The sequence below is a fragment of the Streptomyces sp. PTY087I2 genome (assembly GCF_001687325.1).
GTDB lineage: Bacteria > Actinomycetota > Actinomycetes > Streptomycetales > Streptomycetaceae > Streptomyces.
In genome coordinates, this window is record NZ_LZRD01000040.1 from 20597 (window position 1) to 45712 (window position 25116).

At 71.5% G+C, this 25116-nt stretch carries 21 protein-coding genes, 5 tRNA genes and 1 riboswitch; of the genes, 15 read left to right on the top strand and 11 right to left on the bottom strand.

What is annotated here, in order from left to right; translation table 11 throughout:
- Window positions 1–36 precede the first annotated feature (36 nt).
- Window positions 37–1110, top strand: a complete 1074-nt coding sequence (purM, locus tag A3Q37_RS31530) for a phosphoribosylformylglycinamidine cyclo-ligase (protein ID WP_065489893.1) — start codon at window positions 37–39, stop codon at window positions 1108–1110.
- A gap of 138 nt (window positions 1111–1248) precedes the next feature.
- Here purM and A3Q37_RS31535 read toward each other — a convergent pair whose 3' ends face one another.
- Window positions 1249–1506, bottom strand: coding sequence for a DUF3073 domain-containing protein (locus tag A3Q37_RS31535; RefSeq protein WP_006125824.1), 258 nt, complete (start codon window positions 1504–1506; stop codon window positions 1249–1251).
- Between the two features lie 281 nt (window positions 1507–1787).
- A complete protein-coding gene (locus tag A3Q37_RS31540; protein ID WP_065489896.1) occupies window positions 1788–2870 on the bottom strand; it encodes a Glu/Leu/Phe/Val dehydrogenase dimerization domain-containing protein in 1083 nt (360 codons plus the stop codon).
- 175 nt (window positions 2871–3045) lie between these two features.
- On the opposite strand from A3Q37_RS31540, the gene A3Q37_RS31545 reads away from it, so the two are divergent.
- Both A3Q37_RS31545 and bldC read left to right on the top strand, forming a co-directional pair.
- The gene (locus A3Q37_RS31545) at window positions 3046–3891 is read left to right on the top strand and encodes a hypothetical protein (protein ID WP_065489931.1); all 846 of its coding nucleotides are present in this window, start codon (window positions 3046–3048) and stop codon (window positions 3889–3891) included.
- Window positions 3892–4547: 656 nt separating this feature from the next.
- Entirely contained in the window at window positions 4548–4754 is a 207-nt protein-coding gene (gene bldC, locus A3Q37_RS31550) for a developmental transcriptional regulator BldC (protein WP_003949541.1), read from the top strand.
- Between the two features lie 584 nt (window positions 4755–5338).
- On the opposite strand, the gene A3Q37_RS36130 is transcribed toward bldC, so the two are convergent.
- The 3 genes from A3Q37_RS36130 to hrpA form a co-directional block, all read right to left on the bottom strand.
- Window positions 5339–5569, bottom strand: a complete 231-nt coding sequence (locus tag A3Q37_RS36130) for a DUF6274 family protein (protein WP_079138073.1) — start codon at window positions 5567–5569, stop codon at window positions 5339–5341.
- 152 nt (window positions 5570–5721) lie between these two features.
- A tRNA-Asp gene (locus A3Q37_RS31555) sits at window positions 5722–5796 on the bottom strand.
- Between the two features lie 127 nt (window positions 5797–5923).
- Complete coding sequence (hrpA, locus tag A3Q37_RS31560; RefSeq protein WP_065489898.1) at window positions 5924–9856, bottom strand: ATP-dependent RNA helicase HrpA; 3933 nt, start codon at window positions 9854–9856, stop codon at window positions 5924–5926.
- A gap of 133 nt (window positions 9857–9989) precedes the next feature.
- Between hrpA and A3Q37_RS31565 the strand changes: the two genes are divergently transcribed.
- From A3Q37_RS31565 to A3Q37_RS31575, 3 genes are all read left to right on the top strand, one after another.
- A complete protein-coding gene (locus A3Q37_RS31565) occupies window positions 9990–10487 on the top strand; it encodes a hypothetical protein (RefSeq protein ID WP_065489901.1) in 498 nt (165 codons plus the stop codon).
- A 75-nt stretch (window positions 10488–10562) separates the two neighbouring features.
- Window positions 10563–11378: a thioredoxin domain-containing protein gene (locus A3Q37_RS31570; protein ID WP_065489903.1), complete on the top strand. Its 816-nt coding sequence runs from the start codon at window positions 10563–10565 to the stop codon at window positions 11376–11378.
- On the top strand, window positions 11375–12241 hold the full coding sequence (locus tag A3Q37_RS31575; RefSeq protein ID WP_065489905.1) for a cytochrome c biogenesis CcdA family protein: 867 nt from the start codon (window positions 11375–11377) through the stop codon (window positions 12239–12241). The genes A3Q37_RS31570 and A3Q37_RS31575 overlap by 4 nt, the downstream gene beginning before the upstream one ends.
- Window positions 12242–12282: 41 nt before the next feature.
- Here A3Q37_RS31575 and A3Q37_RS31580 read toward each other — a convergent pair.
- From A3Q37_RS31580 to A3Q37_RS31595, 4 genes are all read right to left on the bottom strand, one after another.
- Window positions 12283–12356: transfer RNA gene (locus A3Q37_RS31580), tRNA-Phe, on the bottom strand.
- A gap of 22 nt (window positions 12357–12378) precedes the next feature.
- Window positions 12379–12453 (bottom strand) — tRNA-Asp (locus tag A3Q37_RS31585).
- 38 nt (window positions 12454–12491) lie between these two features.
- Window positions 12492–12564 (bottom strand) — tRNA-Glu (locus tag A3Q37_RS31590).
- An 80-nt stretch (window positions 12565–12644) separates the two neighbouring features.
- Window positions 12645–14357: a metallophosphoesterase gene (locus A3Q37_RS31595; RefSeq protein WP_065489907.1), complete on the bottom strand. Its 1713-nt coding sequence runs from the start codon at window positions 14355–14357 to the stop codon at window positions 12645–12647.
- 136 nt (window positions 14358–14493) lie between these two features.
- Between A3Q37_RS31595 and A3Q37_RS31600 the strand changes: the two genes are divergently transcribed.
- The 7 genes from A3Q37_RS31600 to A3Q37_RS31630 all read left to right on the top strand — a co-directional run bounded on the left by A3Q37_RS31600 (window position 14494) and on the right by A3Q37_RS31630 (window position 19940).
- Entirely contained in the window at window positions 14494–14844 is a 351-nt protein-coding gene (locus tag A3Q37_RS31600) for a metallopeptidase family protein (protein WP_006125792.1), read from the top strand.
- Complete coding sequence (locus tag A3Q37_RS31605; RefSeq protein ID WP_065489910.1) at window positions 14841–15320, top strand: CrcB family protein; 480 nt, start codon at window positions 14841–14843, stop codon at window positions 15318–15320. The genes A3Q37_RS31600 and A3Q37_RS31605 overlap by 4 nt, the downstream gene beginning before the upstream one ends.
- Window positions 15317–15691 carry a fluoride efflux transporter CrcB gene (gene crcB / locus A3Q37_RS31610; protein WP_065489912.1) on the top strand — a complete coding sequence of 125 codons (375 nt, stop codon included), beginning with the start codon at window positions 15317–15319 and terminating at the stop codon, window positions 15689–15691. The genes A3Q37_RS31605 and crcB overlap by 4 nt, the downstream gene beginning before the upstream one ends.
- A 485-nt stretch (window positions 15692–16176) precedes the next feature.
- Entirely contained in the window at window positions 16177–16758 is a 582-nt protein-coding gene (locus A3Q37_RS31615) for a hypothetical protein (protein ID WP_065489914.1), read from the top strand.
- Between the two features lie 239 nt (window positions 16759–16997).
- Entirely contained in the window at window positions 16998–19217 is a 2220-nt protein-coding gene (locus A3Q37_RS31620) for a DEAD/DEAH box helicase (protein ID WP_065489916.1), read from the top strand.
- 230 nt (window positions 19218–19447) lie between these two features.
- Window positions 19448–19521, top strand: a tRNA-Lys gene (locus A3Q37_RS31625).
- Window positions 19522–19682: 161 nt separating this feature from the next.
- A complete protein-coding gene (locus A3Q37_RS31630; protein ID WP_065489918.1) occupies window positions 19683–19940 on the top strand; it encodes a hypothetical protein in 258 nt (85 codons plus the stop codon).
- Window positions 19941–19971: 31 nt separating this feature from the next.
- Here A3Q37_RS31630 and A3Q37_RS31635 read toward each other — a convergent pair whose 3' ends face one another.
- Window positions 19972–20826, bottom strand: coding sequence for an oxaloacetate decarboxylase (locus tag A3Q37_RS31635; protein WP_065489920.1), 855 nt, complete (start codon window positions 20824–20826; stop codon window positions 19972–19974).
- A 177-nt stretch (window positions 20827–21003) separates the two neighbouring features.
- Between A3Q37_RS31635 and A3Q37_RS31640 the strand changes: the two genes are divergently transcribed.
- A complete protein-coding gene (locus A3Q37_RS31640) occupies window positions 21004–21645 on the top strand; it encodes a GntR family transcriptional regulator (protein WP_065489922.1) in 642 nt (213 codons plus the stop codon).
- A 26-nt stretch (window positions 21646–21671) separates the two neighbouring features.
- Here the strand turns inward: A3Q37_RS31640 and metF are convergent, their stop codons facing one another.
- Window positions 21672–22586 (bottom strand): methylenetetrahydrofolate reductase [NAD(P)H], encoded by a 915-nt coding sequence (gene metF, locus A3Q37_RS31645; protein ID WP_065489926.1) that lies wholly within the window; start codon window positions 22584–22586, stop codon window positions 21672–21674.
- A gap of 209 nt (window positions 22587–22795) precedes the next feature.
- Window positions 22796–23015, top strand: a riboswitch (cobalamin riboswitch).
- Window positions 23016–23181: 166 nt separating this feature from the next.
- On the opposite strand from metF, the gene metE reads away from it, so the two are divergent.
- A partial coding sequence (metE, locus tag A3Q37_RS31650; protein ID WP_065489928.1) for a 5-methyltetrahydropteroyltriglutamate--homocysteine S-methyltransferase occupies window positions 23182–25116 on the top strand: 1935 nt, incomplete at its 3' end.

Genomic DNA, 25116 nt, shown 5'->3' on the forward strand with positions numbered 1-25116 from the left:
TCCAGCCCCGTATCTCCACACGAAAGATCCCAGGCCATGTCTGAGACAACAGGTGCTTCCTACGCGGCGGCCGGCGTCGACATCGAAGCCGGTGACCGCGCCGTCGAGCTGATGAAGGAGTGGGTGAAGAAGACCCAGCGCCCCGAGGTCGCCGGCCTCGGCGGACTCGGCGGCTTCGCCGGACTCTTCGACGCCTCGGCGCTCAAGCGCTACGAGCGTCCGCTCCTCGCCTCCGCCACCGACGGTGTGGGCACCAAGGTGGACCTGGCCCGTCAGATGGGCGTGTACGACACCATCGGCCACGACCTCGTCGGCATGGTCGTGGACGACCTCGTCGTCTGCGGCGCCGAGCCGCTGTTCATGACCGACTACATCTGCGTCGGCAAGGTGCACCCCGAGCGTGTCGCGGCCATCGTGAAGGGCATCGCCGAGGGCTGCGTCCTCGCGGGCTGCGCCCTGGTCGGCGGCGAGACCGCCGAGCACCCGGGTCTCCTCGGCCCGGACGACTTCGACGTCGCCGGAGCCGGTACGGGCGTGGTCGAGGCCGACCGCCTGCTCGGCCCGGACCGTATCCGCAAGGGTGACGCCGTCATCGCCATGGCGTCCTCCGGTCTTCACTCCAACGGGTACTCGCTCGTCCGCCACGTGGTCTTCGACCGGGCCGGCTGGTCCCTGGACCGCGAGGTCGAGGAGTTCGGCCGCACGCTCGGCGAGGAGCTCCTGGAGCCCACCCGGATCTACTCCCTGGACTGCCTGGCCCTCACCCGTACGACCGAGGTGCACGGCTTCAGCCACGTCACCGGCGGCGGCCTGGCCAACAACCTGGCCCGGGTCATCCCGGACGGCCTGCACGCCACCGTGGACCGCTCCACGTGGACGCCCGGCGCGGTCTTCGACCTGGTCGGCAAGGCCGGGAACGTGGAGCAGCTGGAGCTGGAGAAGACGCTCAACATGGGCGTCGGCATGATCGCGATCGTCCCGGCCGACTCGGTCGACGCGGCCCTGACGACGCTGGCCGACCGCGGCGTGGACTCCTGGGTCGCCGGCGAGATCACCGACCGCGGCGACCACGCGACGGGCGCCGAACTGACCGGGGCCTACGCACGCTAGCCACCGTCGTGCGGTGGTGCGCCCGGCGCACCACCGCACATGGCACGGGAACCGGCTCGCACCACGGGCGGACCGGACCGGGACACACAGAACCCGGCCCGGGGCAGGCCCGGACCGGGTTGAAGTGTCAGCGCGAGGTCAAGCGCCGCGGCGCTGTGACGACGGACCGGACTGGTCGTCCTGATCGTCGTCATCGTCCTGGTTGTAGCGATCCGCGTACTGTGCGTACGGGTCATCTTCCTCGTCGTCGTCCTCGAACGGCTCTGCGTTCGGTGGCTGACTCGAAGGCGATGCGCCCAGCTCATTGGCCAGACGCGACAGGTCCGTCCCGCCGCTGCTGTACTTCAGCTGGCGGGCGACCTTGGTCTGCTTGGCCTTTGCCCGGCCGCGCCCCATGGCTCGACCCCCTCGGTGACGGGGCTCGACGGCCCCAGAGTCTTGACACGCGTTCATGTTTCAGGACGGACTCTCGGCAGAGAGACCGCGCCCGTAGAGCTTTAACGGTACCTGCTTCCGTGGCCATACGGTACGCCGCCCGCATCCCGGTCCCCGGCACAGGGCCAGTGAGGAGCCCCGTCCTCGCTGGTCAACTGCGATTTTAACCTCTTGTGGAGGTACGACCCGCCGACCGGCGTGAGTCTTGTCTCGCCGGTCGGCGGGTCAGGGGCGGCCACCGGTCAGCGGGAGCGCGCCTCCGCCATCCGCTGCTCGGCGAGCCGGTCGGCCGCCGCGGCCGGCGGAATCCCGTCCGCCTTCGCACGTGCGAATATTTCCAGCGTGGTGTCGAAGATCTTCGTCGCCTTCGCCTTGCACCGGTCGAAGTCGAACCCGTGCAGCTCGTCGGCCACCTGGATCACGCCACCGGCGTTGACCACGTAGTCGGGCGCGTAGAGAACCGACCGGTCGGCCAGGTCCTTCTCGACACCCGGGTGCGCGAGCTGGTTGTTGGCCGCGCCGCACACCACCTTCGCGGTGAGTACGGGCACGGTCTCGTCGTTCAGCGCGCCGCCGAGCGCGCACGGCGCGTAGACGTCCAGGCCCTCGGTACGGATCAGGGCGTCGGTGTCCGCCGCCACGGTGACCTCGGGGTGCAGCTCGGTGATCGCGCGCAGCGACTCCTCGCGGACATCGGTGATCACGACCTCGGCCCCGTCGGAGAGCAGGTGCTCGACGAGGTGGCGGCCGACCTTGCCGACCCCGGCCACGCCGACCTTGCGGCCGCGCAGCGTCGGGTCGCCCCACAGGTGCTGGGCCGAGGCCCGCATGCCCTGGAAGACGCCGAACGCGGTGAGCACCGAGGAGTCGCCCGCGCCGCCGTTCTCGGGGGAGCGGCCGGTGGTCCAGCGGCACTCCCGGGCGACGACGTCCATGTCGGCGACATAGGTGCCGACGTCGCAGGCGGTGACGTAGCGGCCGCCGAGCGAGGCGACGAACCGGCCGTAGGCGAGGAGGAGTTCCTCGCTCTTGATCTTCTCCGGGTCGCCGATGATGACGGCCTTGCCGCCGCCGTGGTCGAGGCCGGCCAGGGCGTTCTTGTACGACATCCCGCGCGACAGGTTCAGCGCGTCGGCGACGGCGTCCGCCTCGGAGGCGTACGGGTAGAAGCGGGTGCCGCCGAGGGCCGGGCCCAGGGCGGTGGAGTGGAGGGCGATGACGGCCTTGAGGCCGCTGGCACGGTCCTGGCAGATCACGACTTGCTCGTGGCCTCCCTGATCCGAGTGGAACAGGGTGTGCAGGACGCCGTTGGTCACATCGGTCACTGTGGTGACTCCCAAAGAACGAAGCGGCGGAGGCCCTCCTAGGGGTGGGGAGAGCCCCGGACCGACCGGCACGGCCGGTCCGATGGGCAAGAGCGTAAGTCCTCCGGCGGCGCGGATCTCCCCCTGCGCGAAGGATCACTCCCCGGGGGTGATCCGCCGTGACACGATGCGCTCCATGTCGGTGGTGTCTTCGGTGCTCGTCCCTTACACGTCCTACCTCCGGATCTACGAGCCGCTCGCCGCCTTCGCGGAGCCCGAGCGCAGCCACTGGGCGCGCTACGCGCAGCGCGAGGAGCTTCCCACGGCCCAGGACGAACTGCGCCGCTCGCTGGCGGACTTGGTGTCGACGCCGCCGGTCGGGGTGCCCGTGCACGAGAGCGGTGACGCGTTCGTGGCGGAGCTGGACGGGACGGTGTGCGTCTGCCCGTGGCGGACCCGGCTGCGGGGCTGGCTGGCCCTGGAGGAGCTGGGGGGCATGTTTCCGGCCAACGTGCTCGACGCCCTGCTGCCCGCGGTGGTGCGGGGTCAGGCGGCGGCGGACCACGAGCGCTGGCAGCGGCTCCACCCGGACGCGCGGCCGTGGATCCGGACCACGGTGTGGCAGGTCCCGGTGCGCTGGTTCGTCCTCTTCCACGACGAGGAGCGGGAGTACGCGGCGGCGGACGGCGAGGGGGCCGGGCCCGTGCTGCGGTACCGGACGCGGATGGTCGAGGCCCGGCGGCGGCTGGCGCGGGCGCTGCGGACGCTGCGGGAGAGCGTTCCCGAGGGGCCGCTGACCGAGGGCCTGGTGGACGTGGGGCGCTGGCTGGAGGAGTTCCATCCGCACTCGCTGGTCGAGCTGGACTACGGGGGCCTCGTCCACGCCCTGCCGGCGGACCGGCTCGCCGGGGACCGGTCGGCGGCGGATGTGGCGGAGGGGCTGGCCGCGCTGCGGGACGGCGACAGCGAGGGCGCGGGCGAGGCGTACGCGCGGCTCGCGGAGCGCTGGCGGGCGGTCCGGGACCTCCAGTTCACCAATTGACGTGAAAAGGCCCACAGTGGCATCAAGCCGACGGAACCGGGGCATCCTTCATCCAGGACGAAAGGCCGGGACGCGAAGAGGAGGGAGGAGGCGGCACGGACGGACCGTGAACCGACGGACGATCCGTGAACCGGTGTTCTGTGAACCAGCGTTCCGTGTGACACGTGAGGTCTCATGGGACGGGTGGGGCAGGGGCGTACGCCTCTGGGCCCGGGACCTACGTCCCGAACCGGGCCTTTGCCTCAAGCGTGATGGACAGCACTAACGGGGCCCTTGCGCCTATCCCTAACCCTCATGCCAAAATAGGACAAGGAGTCCGGGGAGGGCTCCTTCTGTCCAAGTAAGGGCAGAATGCTCGACATTGCACTCTATGGGGGGTCTGACGACTCCTGATCGCTCTGTGACTGATCGTCACTGGGGCGTGACTGTCCGCTATGGCATGGTCCATCGGCTTCCGTCGCTGATGAACACCTGGGAGGGCAATTCCATCGGTTTGGCCGACGTGGCTGGACGGATGGTGTAGTTGTAGTGCCGAGGACAAGCCGTTCGTCCTATAACCGACTCGGCCCGCGTCCGCCATTTCGGGCAACGCGGGTCAAGGTGCAGAATTTAGAGGAAAGAACCGAGAAGGTTCGGTTCTCCCGAGGAGGCCGCTCATGACCGCTCGCACCCCTGATGCCGAGCCGCTGCTGACCCCGGCTGAGGTTGCCACGATGTTCCGCGTGGACCCGAAGACGGTCACCCGTTGGGCCAAGGCTGGCAAGCTCACGTCCATCCGCACGCTCGGTGGACATCGCCGGTACCGCGAGGCAGAGGTCCGCGCACTGCTCGCGGGTATTCCGCAGCAGCGCAGCGAGGCCTGACACACCCCTGCCGACCAGCGATAACAGCAGCACAGCAGTACCGCAGCACAGCACAACATCCGGGCAGCTGCCGGGTCCCCCAACCCCAGTCGCCCGCCCATAGCTCCACTCGACGGACGCCTGCCCCAACGGGCGTCATACCTGTGTTCCACGGGTTTTCGTCGTATCGATCGCGCTGGACTCCGCCGGGTCCAGCGCGATCTTTTTTGTGCCCGGACGGGGCTCTCTCCGGCCGGCTCCCGGACCGCCCGGACGCTCCCTGAGAGGGCTTTCCCGGCCGCTCCCGCGCCCGGGCCGACCCGGAGTCAGAACCGGGCGGTCGGTCGGCTTCAGGGGGCCGACGGGGGCGTTCGTGGGTCTGTGAGCGGGTCTGTGCGGGAGTGTGGGTGAGCGTCCCGGACGCGGTGGGACAGCCCCGGACGGAACGGTCCTCGCGACTCCGCCCGCCCCGTGCAATTGCACATATTAAATTCACCAGTTGTAGGGGAGGCGTAAAATCCCCCGGTCTGAAAACTGTTTCGGTGACTACCGTCACATCGCCTGATGCTTGCCAACTACGAGCCTGCCACTGTCCGAACGCGGAGTCACCCGGCCGATGGTCGTGTTGCCGGGGGTCTTTCGTCCTCGTTCCCGCCGACGTCCTGAGGGGCCTCGGCCGTCCCGTCGGGCTCCGCGGTCGCCCCGGGCTCCATGGCGAGCCGCAGGAGGCGATGGCAGACCGCGCAGTGCCGGGTGAGATGGCCATAGGCCGAAGCGGCCGCCAGGTGGGCGCGCAGCAGCGCGCGGGTCTCATGTCGAGCTGCGGACGCGGGCATACGAGCCACCTCCCGGTGAGCCCGGCCGTCCCCCGCCGTAAGAAGCGCCGAGGGTACGGATACGGCCTCTGCTTCTACGGGGTACCGGCGCACGACGAGGCCGTCAAGACGCGAGAAAGCCCGGATCGAAACGATCCGGGCTTTCTCTACTGCGGTCCTGACGGGATTTGAACCCGCGGCCTCCACCTTGACAGGGTGGCGAGCACTCCAAACTGCTCCACAGGACCAGGTTTTCGCCGCTTGCCTTGCGGCTCGCTGCGAAACCAGACTGTACAGGAGGTGGGAGGCCCAGGTCGACTTCACTCCTGGTGGTGACTCCGTCACCCGCCTCCCGGCCCCCTCCGGCTCCCCGCGTCAGGGCGCGAGGGCGTCGATCGCCTTCACGATCCGCTTGTCCGAGACGGGGAACGCGGTCCCCAGCGCATGGGCGAAGTAGCTCACCCGCAGCTCCTCGATCATCCAGCGGACGTCCAGCGCCTCCTGCGGCACCGGCCTGCCCTGCGGGAACTGTTCGAGCAGCCACGCGTACTCGTCCTGCATCTCGTGGACCTTCTCCATCCGCGTGGTGTCCCGCTGGACGGCCGTCGGCATCTGCTGGAGCCGCCGGTCCGCCGCCACGAGGTAGCGCATCAGGTCCGGCAGCCGGCGCAGCCCCGTGGCCGTAACGAAACCGGACGGTACGAGACGGGCCAGCTGCTCCCGTACGTCGGTGACGTTGGCCACCAGCGTCAGGCTGTTCGTCGACTTCAGCCGGCGCTCACAGGCCTGCCACGCGGCCAGGATCTGCTGCACCTGGTCGATCGTGCGGACGGTCAGGTCCACCAGGTCCGCGCGCACCTTGTCGTACAGCGCCCGGAACGCCTTCTCGTCCCACGCGGGCCCGCCGTGCGCGGCGATCAGCCGGTCGGCCGCGGCGGTCGCGCAATCCTCGAAGAGGGCCTGCACCGAACCGTGCGGATTACGGGACAGCGCCAGCTTCTGCTGATTGCTCAGCCGGTCGGACGCGAACTTCGCCGGGTTCACCGGGATGTTCAGCATGATCAGCCGCCGGGTGCCGCGCCACATCGCCTGCTGCTGCTCGGCCTCGGTGTCGAAGAGCCGTACGGCGACGGTGTCGCCCTGGTCGACGAGGGCCGGGTACGCCTTCACCGGCTGGCCGGCGCGCCGGGTCTCGAAGACCTTGTTCAGCGTGCCGATCGTCCAGTCCGTGAGGCCCGAGCGCTCGATGGACTCGCCCGAGGGGCCCGCGGTCGCCGCGGCGGCCTTGGAGAGCGCCTGGCGGGCCTTCGGGCGCAGCTTCAGCTTCAGCGCCTCCAGGTCCTTGTCCTCGGCGACCTTCCGCCGCCGCTCGTCGACGATCCGGAACGTGATCTTGAGGTGGTCCGGGACGCGGGAGAGGTCGAAGTCGTCCGCCGTGACCGGGACGCCGACCATCCGCTGGAGCTCGCGCGCCAGGGTGACCGGCAGTGGCTCCTGGAGCGGGACCGCCCGGTCGAGGAACTTGTCCGCGTAGTTCGGCGCGGGGACGTAGTGCCGGCGGATCGGCTTCGGCAGCGAGCGGATCAGCTCGGTGACGACCTCCTCGCGCAGCCCCGGGATCTGCCAGTCGAAGCCCTCGGCGGTGACCTGGTTCAGCACCTGGAGCGGCACGTGCACGGTCACACCGTCCGCGTCCGCGCCGGGCTCGAACTGGTACGTCACCTTGAACTTGAGCTTCCCCTGCCGCCAGGAGTCCGGGTAGTCGTCCTTGGTGACGGCCCCGGCCTTCTCGTTGATGAGCATGGAGCGCTCGAAGTCGAGCGCGTCCGGCTCCTCGCGCTTCTTGTGCTTCCACCAGGAGTCGAAGTGCGCCCCGGACACGATGTGTTCGGGAATCCGCTGGTCGTAGAAGTCGAACAGGGTCTCGTCGTCCACGAGGATGTCGCGGCGACGGGCCCGGTGCTCCAACTCCTCGACCTCGCCGAGGAGTCTGCGATTGTCGTGGAAGAACTGGTGGTGGGTGCGCCAGTCGCCCTCGACCAGGGCGTTGCGGATGAACAGATCCCGCGAGGCCTCCTGGTCGATCCGGCCGAAATTGACCTTGCGCTGGGCGACGATCGGCACGCCGTAGAGCGTGACCCGCTCGTACGCCATCACCGCCGCCTGGTCCTTCTCCCAGTGCGGTTCGCTGTAGGTGCGCTTCACCAGATGCTGCGCCAGCGGCTCGATCCACTCGGGCTCGACCTTGGCGTTGACCCGCGCCCAGAGCCGGGAGGTCTCCACCAGCTCCGCCGACATCAGGAACCGGGGCTGCTTCTTGAACAGCGCGGAGCCGGGGAAGATCGCGAACTTGGCGCTGCGCGCGCCCAGGTACTCGTTCTTCTCGGTGTCCTTCAGCCCGATGTGCGACAGCAGCCCGGCCAGCAGCGAGGTGTGCACCGCCTGCTCGGGAACGGACGCCTCCGCCTTGGGCTCCTCGACGGTGATGCCCATCTGCTTGGCGACCGTACGCAGCTGCGCGTAGATGTCCTGCCATTCGCGGATGCGCAGGAAGTTCAGATACTCCTGCTTGCACATCCGGCGGAACGAGGACGAGCCGCGCTCCTTCTGCTGCTCGCGGATGTACGCCCAGAGATTCAGATACGCCAGGAAGTCGGAGGTCTCGTCCTTGAACCGGGCGTGGTTCTGGTCGGCCTGCGTCTGCTTCTCGGCGGGCCGCTCGCGCGGGTCCTGGATGGAGAGCGCGGCGGCGATGACCATGACCTCGCGGGCACAGCCGTTCTTGTCGGCCTCGATGACCATCCGGGCCAGGCGCGGGTCGACGGGCAGCTGGGAGAGCTTGCGGCCGAGCGGGGTGAGCCGCTTCTTCGGGTCCTTCTCCGCAGGGTCGAGGGCTCCCAGCTCCTGGAGGAGCTGGACGCCGTCGCGGATGTTGCGGTGGTCCGGCGGGTCGATGAAGGGGAACTTCTCGATGTCGCCGAGCCCGGCGGCGGTCATCTGGAGGATGACGGAGGCCAGGTTGGTCCGCAGGATCTCCGGGTCGGTGAACTCCGGCCGGGTGACGAAGTCGTCCTCCGAGTACAGCCGGATGCAGATGCCGTCCGACGTACGGCCGCAGCGGCCCTTGCGCTGGTTGGCGCTGGCCTGGGAGATCCGCTCGATCGGCAGCCGCTGGACCTTGGTGCGGTGGCTGTAGCGGGAGATACGGGCGTTGCCCGGGTCGATCACGTACTTGATGCCGGGAACGGTCAGCGAGGTCTCGGCGACGTTGGTCGCGAGCACGATGCGGCGGCCCGTATGGCGCTGGAACACGCGGTGCTGCTCGGCGTGCGAGAGGCGCGCGTAGAGGGGGAGCACCTCGGTATGTCTGAGGTTGCGCTTGTTCAGCGCGTCCGCCGTGTCCCGGATCTCCCGCTCACCGGAGAGGAAGACCAGGACGTCGCCGGGGGCCTCGTGACCCAGCTCGTCGACGGCGTCGCAGATCGCGGTGATCTGGTCCCGGTCGGAGTCGTCACTGTCCTCTTCCAGCAGGGGGCGATACCGCACCTCCACCGGATACGTCCGCCCGCTGACCTCCACGATCGGTGCGTCCCCGAAGTGGCGCGCGAACCGCTCCGGGTCGATCGTCGCCGAGGTGATGACGACCTTCAGATCGGGGCGGCGGGGCAGCAGCCGGGCCAGATAACCGAGGAGGAAGTCGATGTTGAGGGACCGCTCGTGGGCCTCGTCGATGATGATCGTGTCGTACGCCAGCAGCTCGCGGTCCGTCTGGATCTCGGCGAGCAGGATGCCGTCCGTCATCAGCTTCAGATACGTCGACTCCGGGTTCACCTGATCGGTGAAGCGGACCTTCCAGCCGACCGTCTCGCCCAGCGGCGTCTTCAGCTCGTCGGCGACGCGCTCCGCGACCGTACGCGCCGCGATCCGGCGGGGCTGGGTGTGCCCGATCATGCCCCGGACGCCGCGCCCCAGCTCCATACAGATCTTGGGCAGCTGCGTGGTCTTCCCGGACCCGGTCTCACCGGCGACGATCACGACCTGGTGGTCGCGTACCGCCTCCAGGATCTCGTCCTTCTTCTGGGAGACCGGCAGCTCTTCCGGGTACGACAGGGCCGGCAGCCGGGCCGCGCGCGACGCGAGCCGGTCGGCCGCCTTGCCCGCCTCGGCCGCGATCTCGTCCAGCACGGACTGGCGGGCCTCGGGCTTGCGGATGCGGCGCGCTCCTTCGAGGCGCCGGCCGAGCCGGTTCGCGTCGCGGAGCGAGAGCTGACCGAGCTGGGACTGGAGATCGGCGAAGGAAGTAGACATACGGATCCCAGGATCTCACCCAGGCGCGAGGAGTGGCGACCCCATTTCGGGCGGGCTGCGTCACGCGGCACGTACCATTTCGGGCAGTCGACGCCCCGTAACCGCCGCTCACGCCGAGAAAGGCCGAGGTCCCGTGTCCCGTACCCAGTGGTGGAGCCTGACGGCGCTGCTCGCGGTGGTGCTGGGGCTGCTGTGCGGACCGACGGCCTTCGCGGCCGCGGGGGCGGGAGCCTCCTCCGTACCGGTGGCGCAGGACACGGCTCGGGCACAGGCCTCGGCGCGGGGGCCGGCAGAGGCCCCGGCTCGGGCCCGGGCCCAGGGCACGGCCCCGGACGAGGCGCCGCACCGGGCCCAGGCCCCGGCTTCCGTGGCCGACGCGGGCACCCCCGTGGCCGAGGCCGCCGGCGAGCGTGCCCCCGTCCCCGGCTGCGGGAAGCTCCGCGATCACGGCGGTGAGCCCGCCGTGCCCTCCCGCGCCCGGTCCGCGCACGACCACGCGCCGGGTCTCGCGCCGTGGGGGCTGCCCGCCGCGACGGGCGCGCTGCCGGCCGTGGAGCCGCCGGGGATACGGGCCCGCGCCCCCCTCCCGTACACCCCGACCCCGGTCGAACTCTCCGTGCTGCGGGTGTAGGCGGTGTCCGGCGGGCACTCGCCCGCCCCGGACCTTCCGCCCTTCCTCCCCCGCATCACCAGCACGGAGTGCCGCATGCCCACGCCCCAGAACCCGAAGTCCTCGAAGCCGTCGAAGTCCTCGACGTCCTCCCCGTCCGCGAACACGCGCAAGCCCCTCGTCTACGGCGCGGTGGTCGTCGTCGCGGCCGGTCTCCTCGGCTTCGCCTCGTACAAGGCCACCGCCCCCGCCGCGAAGGACACCACCGTCACCGGCCCCGCCGCCGAGATCTCCACCGAGCCGGACGCGGGCGTCTACGCGGAGCTGGCGAAGCTCGCCCGCCGGGACGCCGACGACAAGCTGGCCATCGGCCCGGCGGACGCCCCGGTCGTCCTGATCGAGTACGCCGACTTCAAGTGCGGCTACTGCGGCAAGTTCGCCCGGGACACCGAGCCGGAGCTGATCGAGAAGTACGTGAAGGACGGCACCCTGCGCATCGAGTGGCGCAACTTCCCGATCTTCGGCGAGGAGTCCGAGAACGCCGCCCGGGGCGCCTGGGCCGCCGGGCAGCAGAACCGCTTCTGGGAGTTCCACCGCGCCGCCTACGCCGAGGGCGCGAAGGAGAAGGGCTTCGGCAAGGACCGGGTGAAGGCGCTCGCCGAGGAGGCCGGGGTGAAGGACCTGGACCGGTTCATGAAGGACCTCGACGGCGACGCGGCCCGTGCGTCGGTCAAGAAGGACCAGGAGCAGGCGTACGGGATCGGCGCCACGTCCACCCCGTCGTTCCTGATCAACGGCCGCCCGATCGCGGGCGCCCAGCCGGACGAGACGTTCACCCGGGCCATCGAGGCCGCCGCCGAGCAGGCGAAGACCACGGGGGCGGCGGGCCAGGCCGGGGAGCCCGCCAAGTGACGGCGGACATCGGCTACTTCGCGGCCTTCCTCGGCGGGCTGCTCGCCCTGGTCAGCCCGTGCAGCGCGCTGCTGCTCCCGGCGTTCTTCGCGTACTCCATCGACTCGACCTCCCGGCTGCTGGCCCGTACCGGCATCTTCTACGCCGGGCTGGCCACCACCCTCGTCCCGCTCGGCGCGGCCGGTTCGTACGCCGGGCGGCTGTTCTACGGGCACCGCGACGCCCTCGTCACCGGCGCGGGCTGGCTGATCATCGCGCTCGGTCTCGCGCAGATCGTCGGCCTAGGCTTCGCCTCCCGGCGGATGGCCGAGCTGAGCGGCCGGATCCGCCCCACCACCGCGTTCTCCGTCTACGCGCTGGGCGCGGTCTACGGTCTGGCCGGATTCTGCGCGGGCCCGATCCTCGGCAGCGTCCTGACCGTCGCGGCGGTGAGCGGCAGCCCGGTCTACGGCGGCCTGCTGCTCGCGGTCTACGCGCTCGGGATGGCCGTCCCGCTCTTCGTCCTGGCCCTGCTCTGGGAACGCTTCGACCTCGGCCGCCGGAAATGGCTGCGCGGCCGGGCCGTCCGGATCGGCCGGTTCGAGCTGCACACCACGTCGCTGCTGTCGGGGCTGTTCTTCATCGGCCTGGGCGCGCTGTTCCTCGTCTACGACGGGACGACCGCGCTGCCCGGCCTGCTCGGGGTCGACGACTCGTTCGCGATCGAGCAGTGGGCGCAGAAGCTCGGCGAACGGGTGCCGGACGGGGTGGCGCTGGTCGCGGTGGTGCTCGTGGCGCTGCTGGTCCTGGGCGTACGGACGTGGCGGCGGCGCGAGGCCGACGTACCGCAGGAAGGGCAGCGGGAGGAGACCGAGAAGGTGTGACACGGCGAAGGCCCCGTCCGGTGGACGGGGCCTTCGAGAAGTGGCTGGGGCCGGGATCGAACCGGCGACCTATCGCTTTTCAGGCGATCGCTCGTACCAACTGAGCTACCCAGCCACGCAGCCGCTGGGGCTGCAAGCGGTCCTGACGGGATTTGAACCCGCGGCCTCCACCTTGACAGGGTGGCGAGCACTCCAAACTGCTCCACAGGACCAAGCAATGCGCGAAACAAGTCTCGCACACGGTGAAACGTGCCCCCAACGGGATTCGAACCCGTGCTACCGCCTTGAAAGGGCGGCGTCCTGGGCCACTAGACGATGAGGGCTATTGGCCCGCCGGTTCGCTTTGCAGCGCGTCGGGGACGTGAGAAGCATATGGGATGGGTGGAGCTATCGCCAAAACGGTTTACGGCGATGGGGTCGGGCGCGTTCCGGAGCCCGTCGGGGACGGGCTCGAAGAGGGCGACGAGGGCGCGGACGACGGCGACGGGGAGGGGGAGACGGGTGAGTCCTTCTTCAGGTTCTCCTCCGGGAGATGGCGGCTGACCTCGGCAGTCGTCAGTCCGAGACCGCCGAGCGTGATCTCGTCCCAGGCCTGGAGCCGGCGGGTGGAGCGGTCCAGGTAGAGCACCGAGGCGTGCACCTTCTCCGGCTTGTCGTTCTGCACGGCGCGCAGTCCGCCGCCGCCCGTGGAGCCCTCGACCTTCAGCCGGGTGCCGAGCTTCAGCTGTTCGTTGATCCGGCGGTGGAGGTGGCCGGAGAGCACGAGCGGGACCGTGCCGTCGGTCTCCCGGGCGGTGTTCGGGTCGTGGGCGACGGCGATGTCGACGGGGGTGCCCGCGCGCTCCTGGTCGCGCAGCGCGGAGGCCAGGCGCGCGCCTTCGAGCTGGGCGGCCGCCTTGCCGCCGACCGGGGCGGTCCGGTCCGGGGTGAAGGAGGCGTCGCCGGTGCCCGCGATCCGCAGCCCGCCGACGTTCACGGCCTTGCCGTCGTCGAGGACGCGGACGTTCCGGAACTTCTTCAGGTAGTCCTGGGTGACGGTCGAGTCGTGGTTGCCGCGCACCCAGACGTAGGGCGCGCCGAGGTCGCGGATCGGGTCGAGGAAGCCGTTCTCGGCGGCGGAGCCGTGGTCCATCGTGTCGCCGGAGTCGATGATCACGTCGATCTCGTACTGCTCGACGAGCGAGGCGATGATGTGCCAGGCCGCCGGGTTGAGGTGGATGTCGGAGACGTGCAGGGCCCGGATGGTGCCGGGGTCGGGCTGGTAGACGGGGAGCGTGGAGGTCGCGTCGTACAGCTTGGTGACGTTGGTGACCAGGCGGGCCAGCTCCTGCTGGTAGATGTCGAACTCGGTGACGATCGAGCGGGCGTCGCCGACCAGGGACGGGGCGCTGGAGAGCAGCCCGGAGAACTTCGGCTCCAGGACGGACTTCGGGTTCCAGGTGGCGTACGCGCTGACGCCGGACGCGGCCAGCAGGGTGAGGGCGAGCCCGCCGGCGGCCAGGGCGCGGCGGGGGCGGCGGTAGACGACGAGGCCGAGGGCGGTCGCGCCGGAGACGACGGCGACGCAGGAGCGCACGGCCAGCTCCGCGGTGCCGGACGCGACGTCCCGGGCGACCTCGTCCTGGAGGCCGGAGAACCGTTCCGGCTGGTCGACCAGGGCCTGGGAGCGTTCGGGGTCGAGGCGGTCCACGTCCACGTCGAGCCGCAGCGGCGCGATGTGCGAGTCCAGCTCCAGGGCGCCGAGCGGGGCCACGTTGATCTTGCTGCCGCCGGTGAGGGAGGGGCGGAGCGTCATGTTGGTGTCCATGGGGCCGACCGGCGTACGGATGGAGCCCACGGCGAGCAGTCCCAGCCAGGCCCCCAGCACGACGACGGCGAGCATGCCGAGGGCGCGGAGCCAGGGGCGGCGGGCGGGGGCGGTCAGGTCGCCGGGGGCCGCCGGGCGGGATGCCTTCGGGCGGGCGGGGGCCGCCGCGCGGGGCGTTTTCGGGGTGCCGGGGGCCGCCGGGCGGGGGCGGGCGGCGGTACGGCTCCGGGACGCCGGGCGGACGAGCCGGCCGATGCGGTGCCGTACGCGGCCGGCTGCGGCACGGAAACGGAAGGGGACGCGGACCATTGGGCCCGTATGCCCCGGTACGGCGTCCGCCATGCCGGTCGGCGGCACCGGTCATGAGTCCGTACGGCCCAGGTCGCCGCGATGCCGGGCCGTTGCCACCTGCCCGTACCCGGTCCCCGTACGGGACAATGGCCGGGTGCTGGAGATGACGCGCGAACAGTTCGAGGAGCTGGTGAGCCAGGCTCTGGACCGGATTCCGCCGGAGCTGACGCGGCTGATGGACAACGTGGCGGTGTTCGTCGAGGACGAACCGGACCCCGGCGACCCCGACCTCCTCGGGCTCTACGAGGGCACCCCGCTCACCGACCGCGGCGAGTGGTACGCCGGAGTGCTGCCGGACCGGATCACCATCTACCGGGGTCCGACGCTGCGGATGTGCGAGACGCAGGAGGATGTCGTCGCGGAGACCGAGATCACCGTGGTCCACGAGATCGCCCACCACTTCGGCATCGACGACGAGCGGCTGCACGCCCTGGGGTACGGATGAGTGAGCAGGAACCGCAGGAGCTGCCGGAGCCCGGCCCGCCGGCCGCGCCGCAGGGCCGGGTACTGGCGGCGGTCGCGGTCGGCGGCTCGCTCGGAGCCCTCGCCCGGTACGGGGCGCTGGTGGCGTGGCCGACGCCCGGTCACGGCTTCCCGTGGACGGTGTTCGTCGTCAACGTGACCGGCTGCGCCCTCATCGGCGTCCTGATGGTGCTGACCGTCGAGCGGGGCCGGGTGACCCATTCGCTGGTGCGGCCCTTCCTCGGCGTCGGGGTGCTCGGCGGCTACACGACCTTCTCGACGTACGCGGCGGACGTCTCGGGCCTGCTGGTCCGTCAGGAGATCGCGGTGGCGATGGCGTACACGGTGGCGACGGCGGTGGCGGCGCTCGGATCGGTGTGGGCGGCGGCCGTGGCCACGCGGACCTGGCTGGACCGGGGCGCGCGACCGGCGGAACGGGACAAGGAGCGGACGGCGTGACCTGGTTGCTGGTGGCGATCGGCGGCGCGGTGGGCGCGCCGCTGCGCTATCTGACGGACCGTGCGGTGCAGGCGTCCCAGGGCCCGGGCATCCCGTACGTCTTCCCGTGGGGCACCTTCACGGCGAACATCGCGGGCAGCCTGCTGCTCGGCGTGCTGACGGGCGCCGCGGTCTCCTCCCCGGTGCACGGGCTGCTGGCGACGGGCCTGTGCGGGGCGCTGACGACGTACTCGACGTTCTCGTACGAGACGCTCCGCCTGGCCGAAACGGGCCGCGTGTTCCTGGCCGCGGCGAATGTGCTGGCGTCGCTGCTGGCGGGTCTGGGGGCGGTGTTCCTGGGGGCGGAACTGGCGGGTGGGTTCGGGGGGTAGGGGGGGGGGGGTAGGGGGCGTCGTGCGGTGAGGACCGGGCGGCCCGGGCGGTGAGGACCGGGCGGCCCGGGCGGCCTGGGCGGCCCGGGCGGCCCGGGACGGTCTGCTGCTGGCTGTGAGCTCGTTGGCGTGCGGTCCGGGCGGTCCGGGGTGGCCGCCTGGGTGGCCGGCGCGGGGACGCGGGCTCCGGGCCGTGCCGGGCCGTGCCGGGCCGGGGGCGTGGCTCGGCCGGCCTCGGCAGCCGGCTCCGGCGGGTGGCGCGTGGGGAGGTCCGGGCAGGGCGCACGCGGTTCGGGCGGCGCGCGGCGGGGCGCGCCGGGCGGGGGCGCAAGCCGGACGGGCGGGCGGTCCGTGCCGGGCCCGTGGGGGTCCGGGCGTGTCTCCGGCGGGGTCGGGGGAGTTGGGCACGGTGCGAAGCCTCGCTCCGGCGTCGCGGGCTCCGCCCCTCGCCCCGCTCCCGCTCCCTCGCCCCGGAGGTGCCACCCGTGCGCCAGTTCCCCGCCCCTGTCCGCTGGGCAGCCGTCACCGCGCTGACGATCGCCGCGTCCACCGGCTGCATGAGCGTCGGCGAGGACGGCGCCGGAGGCCCGGGGCCCTCGCGGTCAGCCGGCTCGAAGGGCTCCGAGGCCGATCCGGCCGGGGACACGGTTCCCGGCTCGGGGCAGCCCGGCGGGCGCGGCGGGGGCGCCCACCCCCACTCGGACCGGGGCATTCCGGGGAGCACCCCGAGCCCGGGCGCTTCCGGTGCCGCGCCGTCGGCCACCGCCGAGGACGCGCGCCCCGAACCGGCCACCTCCGGGCAGCCCACCCGGGGCGGCGGCGGGGCGCGGCCCACACCGACGCCCTCGACGCCGGGGCCGGGGGAGCCGCCGCCGGTCACCCCGGAGCCGCCGGCTCCGCCGACGTCCGCCCCGGACCCGGACCCCGAGCCGGAGCCCACCGATCCGCCGGAGCCGCCCCCGTCGGCCTCGCCCGCCGCGCAGTACCGGGCCCAGGGGATGGGCGGACCGGAGAAGGCCGGGCCGCTGCGGACGCCGGAGGCATCACCGCAGGTGGGGCCGGTGTAGCCGGGGTCACAGCGAGGGTGGTTTGCGCAAGGTGGGGGAGAGTGCGTATGGTGGTAGATCGTTTGATCCCATTGCCCGGCGCCGACACAGAAGAGCGCCGTGTGGCGCGTACTCTCCCTTGCCGTGGCTGGACCGCATTGAGGCGGTCGAAATTGCGAATCACGGAGTTATGGGCGCGTGCCGAGACTCCGGAAGGTTTCGCATTTCGCATGTCAATTTCCAGTTCTGACCGCACCGTCATGCCCGAGAACGTCGACAACGCCGAGCTCGCCGAGCTGGTCGAGTCCGCTGTGACCGAGGCCCCCGCCGGTGCGATCGCCCCGGCCGCCGAGAAGACCGAAGAGACCGCCGAGGCCCCCGTGGCCGCTGAGGCCCCCGAGGCCGAGGTGTCCGAGGCCTCCGCCGAGCCGACCGTCACCTTCGGCGACCTGGGCCTGCCCGAAGGCATCGTCCGCAAGCTCGCGCAGAACGGTGTCACCACCCCCTTCCCGATCCAGGCGGCGACCATCCCGGACGCCCTGGCCGGCAAGGACATCCTGGGCCGTGGCCGTACGGGCTCCGGCAAGACGCTCTCCTTCGGTCTGCCGACCCTGGCCGCCCTGGCCGGTGGCCGCACCGAGAAGAAGAAGCCGCGCGCCGTCATCCTCACCCCGACCCGTGAGCTCGCGATGCAGGTCGCGGACGCGCTCCAGCCGTACGGCGATGTGCTCGGCCTGAAGATGAAGGTCGTCTGCGGCGGTACGTCGATGGGCAACCAGATCTACGCCCTGGAGCGCGGCGTCGACGTCCTCGTCGCCACCCCGGGCCGGCTGCGCGACATCATCAACCGCGGCGCCTGCTCCCTGGAGGACGTCCAGGTCGCCGTCCTCGACGAGGCCGACCAGATGTCGGACCTGGGCTTCCTGCCCGAGGTCACCGAGCTGCTCGACCAGGTCCCGGCCGGCGGTCAGCGGATGCTCTTCTCCGCCACGATGGAGAACGAGATCGGCACGCTGGTCAAGCGTTACCTCTCCAACCCGGTGACGCACGAGGTCGACAGCGCCCAGGGCAACGTCACGACCATGTCGCACCACGTCCTCGTCGTGAAGCCGAAGGACAAGGCGCCGGTCACGGCCGCCATCGCCGCCCGCAAGGGCCGCACCATCATCTTCGTCCGCACCCAGCTGGGCGCCGACCGCATCGCCGAGCAGCTCATCGAGTCGGGCGTGAAGGCCGACGCGCTGCACGGCGGCATGACGCAGGGCGCCCGTACGCGGGTCCTGGAGGACTTCAAGAAGGGCTACGTCAACGCCCTGGTCGCCACCGACGTCGCCGCCCGCGGCATCCACGTCGACGGCATCGACCTGGTCCTGAACGTGGACCCGGCCGGCGACCACAAGGACTACCTGCACCGCTCGGGCCGCACCGCCCGCGCCGGCAAGTCCGGTGTCGTCGTCTCGCTGGCGCTCCCGCACCAGCGCCGCCAGATCTTCCGCCTGATGGAGGACGCGGGCGTCGACGCCTCGCGCCACATCGTCCAGGGCGCGGGCGTCTTCGAGCCGGAGGTCGCCGAGATCACCGGCGCCCGCTCGCTCACCGAGGTCCAGGCCGACTCCGCGAACAACGCCGCCAAGCAGGCCGAGCGCGAGGCCGCCGACCTGACGAAGCAGCTGGAGCGCGTCCAGCGCCGCGCCGTCGAACTCCGCGAGGAGGCCGACCGCCTGGTCGCCCGTGCCGCCCGCGAGCGGGGCGACGACCCCGAGGCGGCGGTGGCCGAGGTCACCGCCGAGGCGGAGGCCGCCCTCGTGGCCGCCGTCTCCGTCCCCGAGCAGCCGGCTGCCCGCGACGAGCAGCGCCGCGACGAGCGGGGCAACTACGAGCGCCGCGACAACCGCGGTGGCGACCGTGGCGGCTACCGAGGCAACGACCGCCGTGACGACCGCTCCTCGGGTGGCTTCCGCTCCGGCGGCGGCGACCGCCGGGACGACCGTGGTGGCCGTTCCTTCGAGCGTCGCGACAACGACCGCCCGTCGTTCCGCGACCGCCGTGACGACCGCCCGTCGGGTGGCTTCCGCTCCGGCGGCGACCGCCGCGATGACCGTGGCGGCCGCTCCTTCGACCGCCGTGACGACCGCCCGTCGTTCCGCGACCGTCGCGATGACCGCCCGTCGGGTGGCTTCCGCTCCGGCGGCGACCGCCGTGACGACCGTGGTGGCCGTTCCTTCGAGCGTCGCGACGACCGTCCGTCGTTCAACCGCGACCGCCGTGACGACCGCCCCTCCGGCGGTTACCGTTCCGGCGGCAGCGACCGCCCGTTCAACCGCGACCGTCGTGACGACCGCCCGTCGGGCGGCTTCCGCTCCGGCGGCAGCGACCGCCCGACCGGCCGCCGTGACGACCACCGTGGCGCCAACACCGGCACCAACACCGGCTCGTTCGGCCGCCGCGACGACAAGCCGCGCTGGAAGCGCAACGGCTGACCCCGCCCCGGCCGATCCCCGGCCGGGCAGGTCCGCCTGACAGACCGGCAGGGCCCGTACGCCACCGAACCGACTCGGTGACGTACGGGCCCTGTTGCCGTTCCCGCCCCCACCGGAACCCGCCTCTCGGCACCCGCGCCGGACTCCCGGAACGCGCGCGACGGGCCCAAGACCGATACCGGATCGGCTGCCGGGACCGGGCGGGCTATGCTCGGGGGGTGATGTCGCAGGGGCCGTTAGCTCAATTGGTCAGAGCAGCGGACTTTTAATCCGTTGGTTGTGGGTTCGAGTCCCACACGGCCTACCGACAGCAGGGCAGGGGAACCCCCTCTGACCTGCTATTCAGTGCCTCGACAGGTTTCGGCCGGTCGAGGCACTTCGTCGTACCCGGGCACGTGCGCGCCCGGCCCCTCCCGTTCGGTCGATCACCGCGTGACTCGCGTGGGCGGGACGCGTTCATGAAGCATGCGAAAGATCATCACCTGCGGCCTGCTGGCCGCCGCGACTCTCTCCGCTTCCACGCCCGCCTTCGCCGACAACGACAGCAACTTCGGCAGCGGGGTCGACGCTGCGAACAACTGGAACTTCACCGCCGCCGACGTGTGCATCCAGGAACTCGCTGTGGTCCCCGCCCTCAGTGACTGGACCGGCGACCACAAGAACAACTGCTCCAACGGCAATGTCGTCGACCACTCCGGCGCCGCCCTGCCGCCCGGCGACTGACCTGCGGGGCCGGGCGCGGTTTTCTCCCGCCTCAGGACCCGATCGCCAGGTACTCCGCCGTGCGCACGATGCGCTCGCGTTCGGTGAAGGTGGCCAGGTCCTCGCGTACGGCGCCGCTGTCGCCGTCGCGGTTGATGGCCTCCAGGGTGCGCCGGACCGCGGTGATCGCGGCGCGCTGGAGGTCCGAGGGGACGATGATCAGGCGGTAGCCGAGTTCGCGGAGGCGGGCCCTGGGGACGAGCGGGGTCTTGCCGCCGTGGAACATGTTGATCAGCTTCGGCTGCGGGACGCGGGCGGCGATCTCCTCGATCTGCTCGACGGTCTCCGGCGCCTCCACGAAGATCACGTCCGCGCCGGCCTCGGCGTAGGCGTGGGCGCGTTCGATCGCCGCGTCCAGGCCCTCGGTCGCGATGGCGTCCGTACGGGCGATCAGGACGAAGTCCGGGTCGGTGCGGGCCTCGGCGAGGGCCCGGACCTTCTGGGCCATCTCGTCGGTGGGCACCAGGGACTTGTCGTCCAGGTGGCCGCAGCGCTTGGGGAAGGTCTGGTCCTCGATGTGCAGGCCGGCCACGCCGATGCGCTCGTACAGGGCGAGGGTGCGGACGGCGTTCGCCGCGTTGCCGAAGCCGGTGTCGGCGTCCGCGATGACCGGGAGGCTCGTCACGTCGGCCATCTGCTCGATCCGGGCCGCGACCTCGGTGAGGCTCAGCAGGCCGATGTCGGGGATTCCGCAGCTGCGGGCGATGGCGCCCCCACTGGCGTACAGCAGTTCGCTGCCGCTCTCCTCCACGAGGCGCGCGCTCAGTCCGTCGTACGCGCCGGGGGCGACGTGGATGCCGTCGCCCTCGATCAGGCGGCGGAGGCGGGTGGTCGGTCGCTGCGGCATGGATGACTCCTCGGGCGGGGGGCTGCCGGGTGCGTGGGCCCCTGGGGCGCTCGTCACGGGTTCCGCGACGACATCGAGTCCTGTATACAGAGTGTATGCAGGAACGGTCCAGGTGGACCGGCCACGGGTTTTCGGGAGGGACGTGTGGGTGCCACGGCGAGGACAGGCACGGGGGCGGTGAACCAGACCACGCGCGCCTACGACCGGTTGAGGGCGGAGATCATCGCCGGGGAGCTGCCGCCGACGACCCACCTCAACGAGGTCCGGATCGCGGAGCGGCTCGGCGTCTCCCGTACGCCCCTGCGGGGAGCTCTCCAGCGTCTGGACCGGGAGGGCCTGGTGAAGACGGTCCCGGGGCGTGGGGCTTTCGTGAGCGAGTTGTCGCTGTCCGACGTCCGGCACCTCTTCCAGCTGCGGGAGGCCCTGGAGACGCACGCCGCACGGCTGTGCGCCAGGTCCACGCGGCGCGCCGAATTCAGCGAGCTGGAGCGGGAGTTCACCGACCAGCACGCGGTACTGGCCCGTGGTGCGGGGGACTCCCGGCTGGACGACTACTACGCGCTGGCCGAGGAGCTGGACCGTACGGTCGACGAGGTGGTCGCCAACCCGTACCTGACCGGGGCGATGGCACCCATCCGCGACCAGCTCCGCAGGCTGCGCCGGATCGCACGCCGGAGCCCGGAACGGGTCCTGCTGTCCGCCACGGAGCATGCGGCGGTGTGCCGGGCCATCGCGGGCGGCGAGGAGGACGCGGCCGCCGCCGCGTCGGCCCTGCACATCAACAACAGCCTGCGGCACATCCTCGACACGGCGGCGTAGGAGCGACAGGAGCGAGCCGGGCGCCCTCAGCGCGACTGGAGGCCGAGATTCCGGTAGATCTCCGTGGTGACCTGGGAGAAGTTCATGGTCATGAAGTGGAGGCCGGGCGCTTCCTCGTCTATCAGGCGGCGGCACATCCCGGTGGCGTGCTCGATCCCGAGCGCCCGGACCGCCTTCGGGTCGTCCTCGGCGGCGAACATCCGCTCCGCGAGCCGCTGCGGGAACGCGGCGGTGCTCAGGCTCGGGATGCGCCGCAGTGAGCGGACCGTGGTGACCGGCATGATCTCCGGGATGACCGGCGTCGTGCATCCCGCGCTCGCGAGGCGGTCGCGGAAGCGCAGGTAGGTCTCGACGTCGAAGAACATCTGGGTGATCGCGTAGTCCGCGCCGGCCCGGCACTTGTCCACGAAGTGCCGGATCTCGCTGTCCCAGTCGGACGAACGCGGGTGCATTTCGGGGAAGGCCGCCACGCCCACGCAGAACTCGCCGGACTCCTTGATCAGCCGGACCAGGTCGGCCGCGTAGGCGACGCCCTCGGGGTGCCGCCTCCAGGGGCCCAGCGGGTCGCCCGGCGGGTCGCCGCGCAGGGCCAGGATGTTCCGTACCCCCTGGTCGGCGTAGTGGCCGAGGATGTTGCGCAGTTCGGCGACGCTGTGGTCGACGGCGGTGAGGTGGGCCGCCGGGGTGAGGGTGGTCTCCTGCGCGATGCGGCCGGTGACGTTCACGGTCCGCCCGCGGGTCGAGCCTCCGGCTCCGTACGTCACCGAGACGAAGGTCGGCGACAGGGCCTCCAGCTTCCGGATCGCCCGCCACAGCCCGGCCTCGGCCTCGGCGGTGCGCGGGGGCATGAACTCGAAGGAGTAGGAACGGCGTCCTGAGTCGAGGAGATCGCGGATCGTCGCCGCGCGGTCCGGTCGGGTGCTGGGAATTCCGAGGGCCATGGCCGGAGGCTAACGTCCGGTCGCCGGGCGCAGAGCGCGCCGTCCACCTGCTGATACGCCGGGCAGGCGACCCGGCCGACCGCTCGCCCGCGTCGTCGGCCCGCCGCGCCGCGGCAGGCGCGGGACGACCGGACGGACCGCCGCCGCGAGTGACGGGGGTCACCTCCCAAGGGCTGGACGCGCCCTCCCTCGTCCGTACGTGAACCCGTAGGCTGCCCCCAGCAGCTGGTTCGCCCTGTCCGCCAGGCAGGGTGTCGTAAGAGGGAACCCGGTGGGAATCCGGGACTGCCCCGCAGCGGTGAGCGGGAACGACCGCCGTCACATGCACTGGGTCCACGCAGGGTCTGGGAAGCGACGGCCAGTAGGTGTCCTGACGTCGTCAGGATGTGCCCGCGAGTCCGAAGACCTGCCAACTGCCCGCGTACGGACGATTTCGTGCGCGGACAATTCCGGTGACCTCGAGGGCGGGTCGGCGTTCACACCAGACGGACGGCCGTGCCTTTGCCGCGCGGGGTCGTTTCCGTCCGGTTTCGCCATCCCTTCGCACCCTCGTCCGTCTCCGGGCCAAGGATTCATCTCGCGAAGGAGAAGTTCCGTGACACCGAAGCCCGCAGCCGCGGCAGCACGCGCCACCGTGTACGGCTACCCCCGTCAGGGTCAGAACCGTGAACTGAAGAAGGCCATCGAGGGTTACTGGAAGGGCCGCGTCACCGCGGACGCCCTCCGGCAGACCGCAGCGGACCTGCGCCGCACCAACTGGCAGCAGCTCGCCGACGCCGGCATCCACGAGGTCCCGACCGGTGATTTCTCGTACTACGACCACGTCCTGGACACCAGCGTCATGGTCGGCGCGATCCCGGAGCGGCACCGCGAGGCGGTGGACGCGGACTCTCTCGACGGCTACTTCGCGATGGCGCGTGGCAACCAGCAGGTCGCGCCGCTGGAGATGACGAAGTGGTTCGACACGAACTACCACTATCTGGTGCCCGAGTTGGGCCCGGACACGGTGTTCACGGCCGACTCCGCCAAGCAGGTCGCGGAGTTGAAGGAGGCCCTCGCGCTGGGCCACACCCCGCGCCCGGTGCTCGTCGGCCCTGTCACGTACCTTCTTCTCGCCAAGGCGGCTCCCGGTGTGGCCGCCGACTTCGAGCCGCTGACCCTGCTGGACCGGCTCCTGCCCGTGTACGCCGAAGTCCTCGCCGATCTGCGTGCGGCCGGTGCGGAATGGGTGCAGCTGGATGAGCCCGCGCTCGTCCAGGACCGCACCCCGGCCGAGCTGAACGCCGCCGCCCGCGCCTACCGCGACCTCGGCTCCCTCGCCGACCGGCCCAAGCTGCTGGTCGCCTCCTACTTCGGGCGGCTCGGCGAGGCGCTGCCGGTCCTGGCCAAGGCCCCCGTCGACGGTCTCGCGCTCGACTTCACCGAGACCGGCGCGGGCAACCTCGACGACCTCGCGGCGGCCGGGGGGTTGCCCGGTAAGCGGCTGGTCGCCGGTGTCGTCAACGGCCGCAACATCTGGATCAACGACTACGAGAAGTCCCTGACCACTCTCGGCACGTTGCTGGGCCTTGCCGGCCAGGTGGATGTCTCCGCCTCCTGCTCCCTGCTGCATGTCCCGCTGGACGCGGAGGCGGAGCGGGACATCGACCCGCAGGTGCTGCGTTGGCTCGCCTTCGCCCGCCAGAAGACCGCCGAGATCGTCACCCTGGCCCGCGGTCTGGCCTCCGGAACGGACGCCATCGCGGCCGAACTGGCCGCGAACCGGGCCGATCTGGCCTCCCGTGCCGGCTCGCCCATCACCCGCGACCCGGCGGTGCGTGCCCGTACGGCGGCGATCACCGATGCGGACGGCCGCCGTTCGCAGCCGTATGCGGAGCGGGCTGTCGCTCAGCGGGCGCATCTGGGGCTGCCGTTGCTGCCGACGACGACCATCGGGTCGTTCCCGCAGACCACCGAGCTGCGTACGGCGCGGGCGGATCTGCGGGCGGGGCGGATCGACGGGGCCGGGTACGAGGAGCGCATCAAGGACGAGATCCGCGAGGTCCTCTCCTTCCAGGAGAAGGCCGGGATCGACGTCCTGGTGCACGGTGAGCCCGAACGCAACGACATGGTGCAGTACTTCGCCGAGCAGCTCACCGGCTACCTCGCCACCCAGCACGGCTGGGTCCAGTCCTACGGCACCCGCTATGTGCGTCCGCCGGTCCTGGCCGGGGACATCTCGCGCCCCGAGCCGATGACGGTGCGGTGGACCACGTATGCGCAGTCGCTCACCGAGCGCCCGGTCAAGGGCATGCTCACCGGGCCGGTCACCATGCTCGCCTGGTCCTTCGTGCGCGATGACCAGCCGCTCGGCGAGACCGCCCGCCAGGTCGCCCTCGCCCTGCGCGACGAGGTGGGTGACCTGGAGGCGAACGGCACCTCGGTGATCCAGGTCGACGAACCCGCGCTGCGCGAGACGCTCCCGCTGCGCGCCGCCGACCACGCCGCCTATCTGGAGTGGGCGACGGAGTCCTTCCGGCTGGCCACTGCC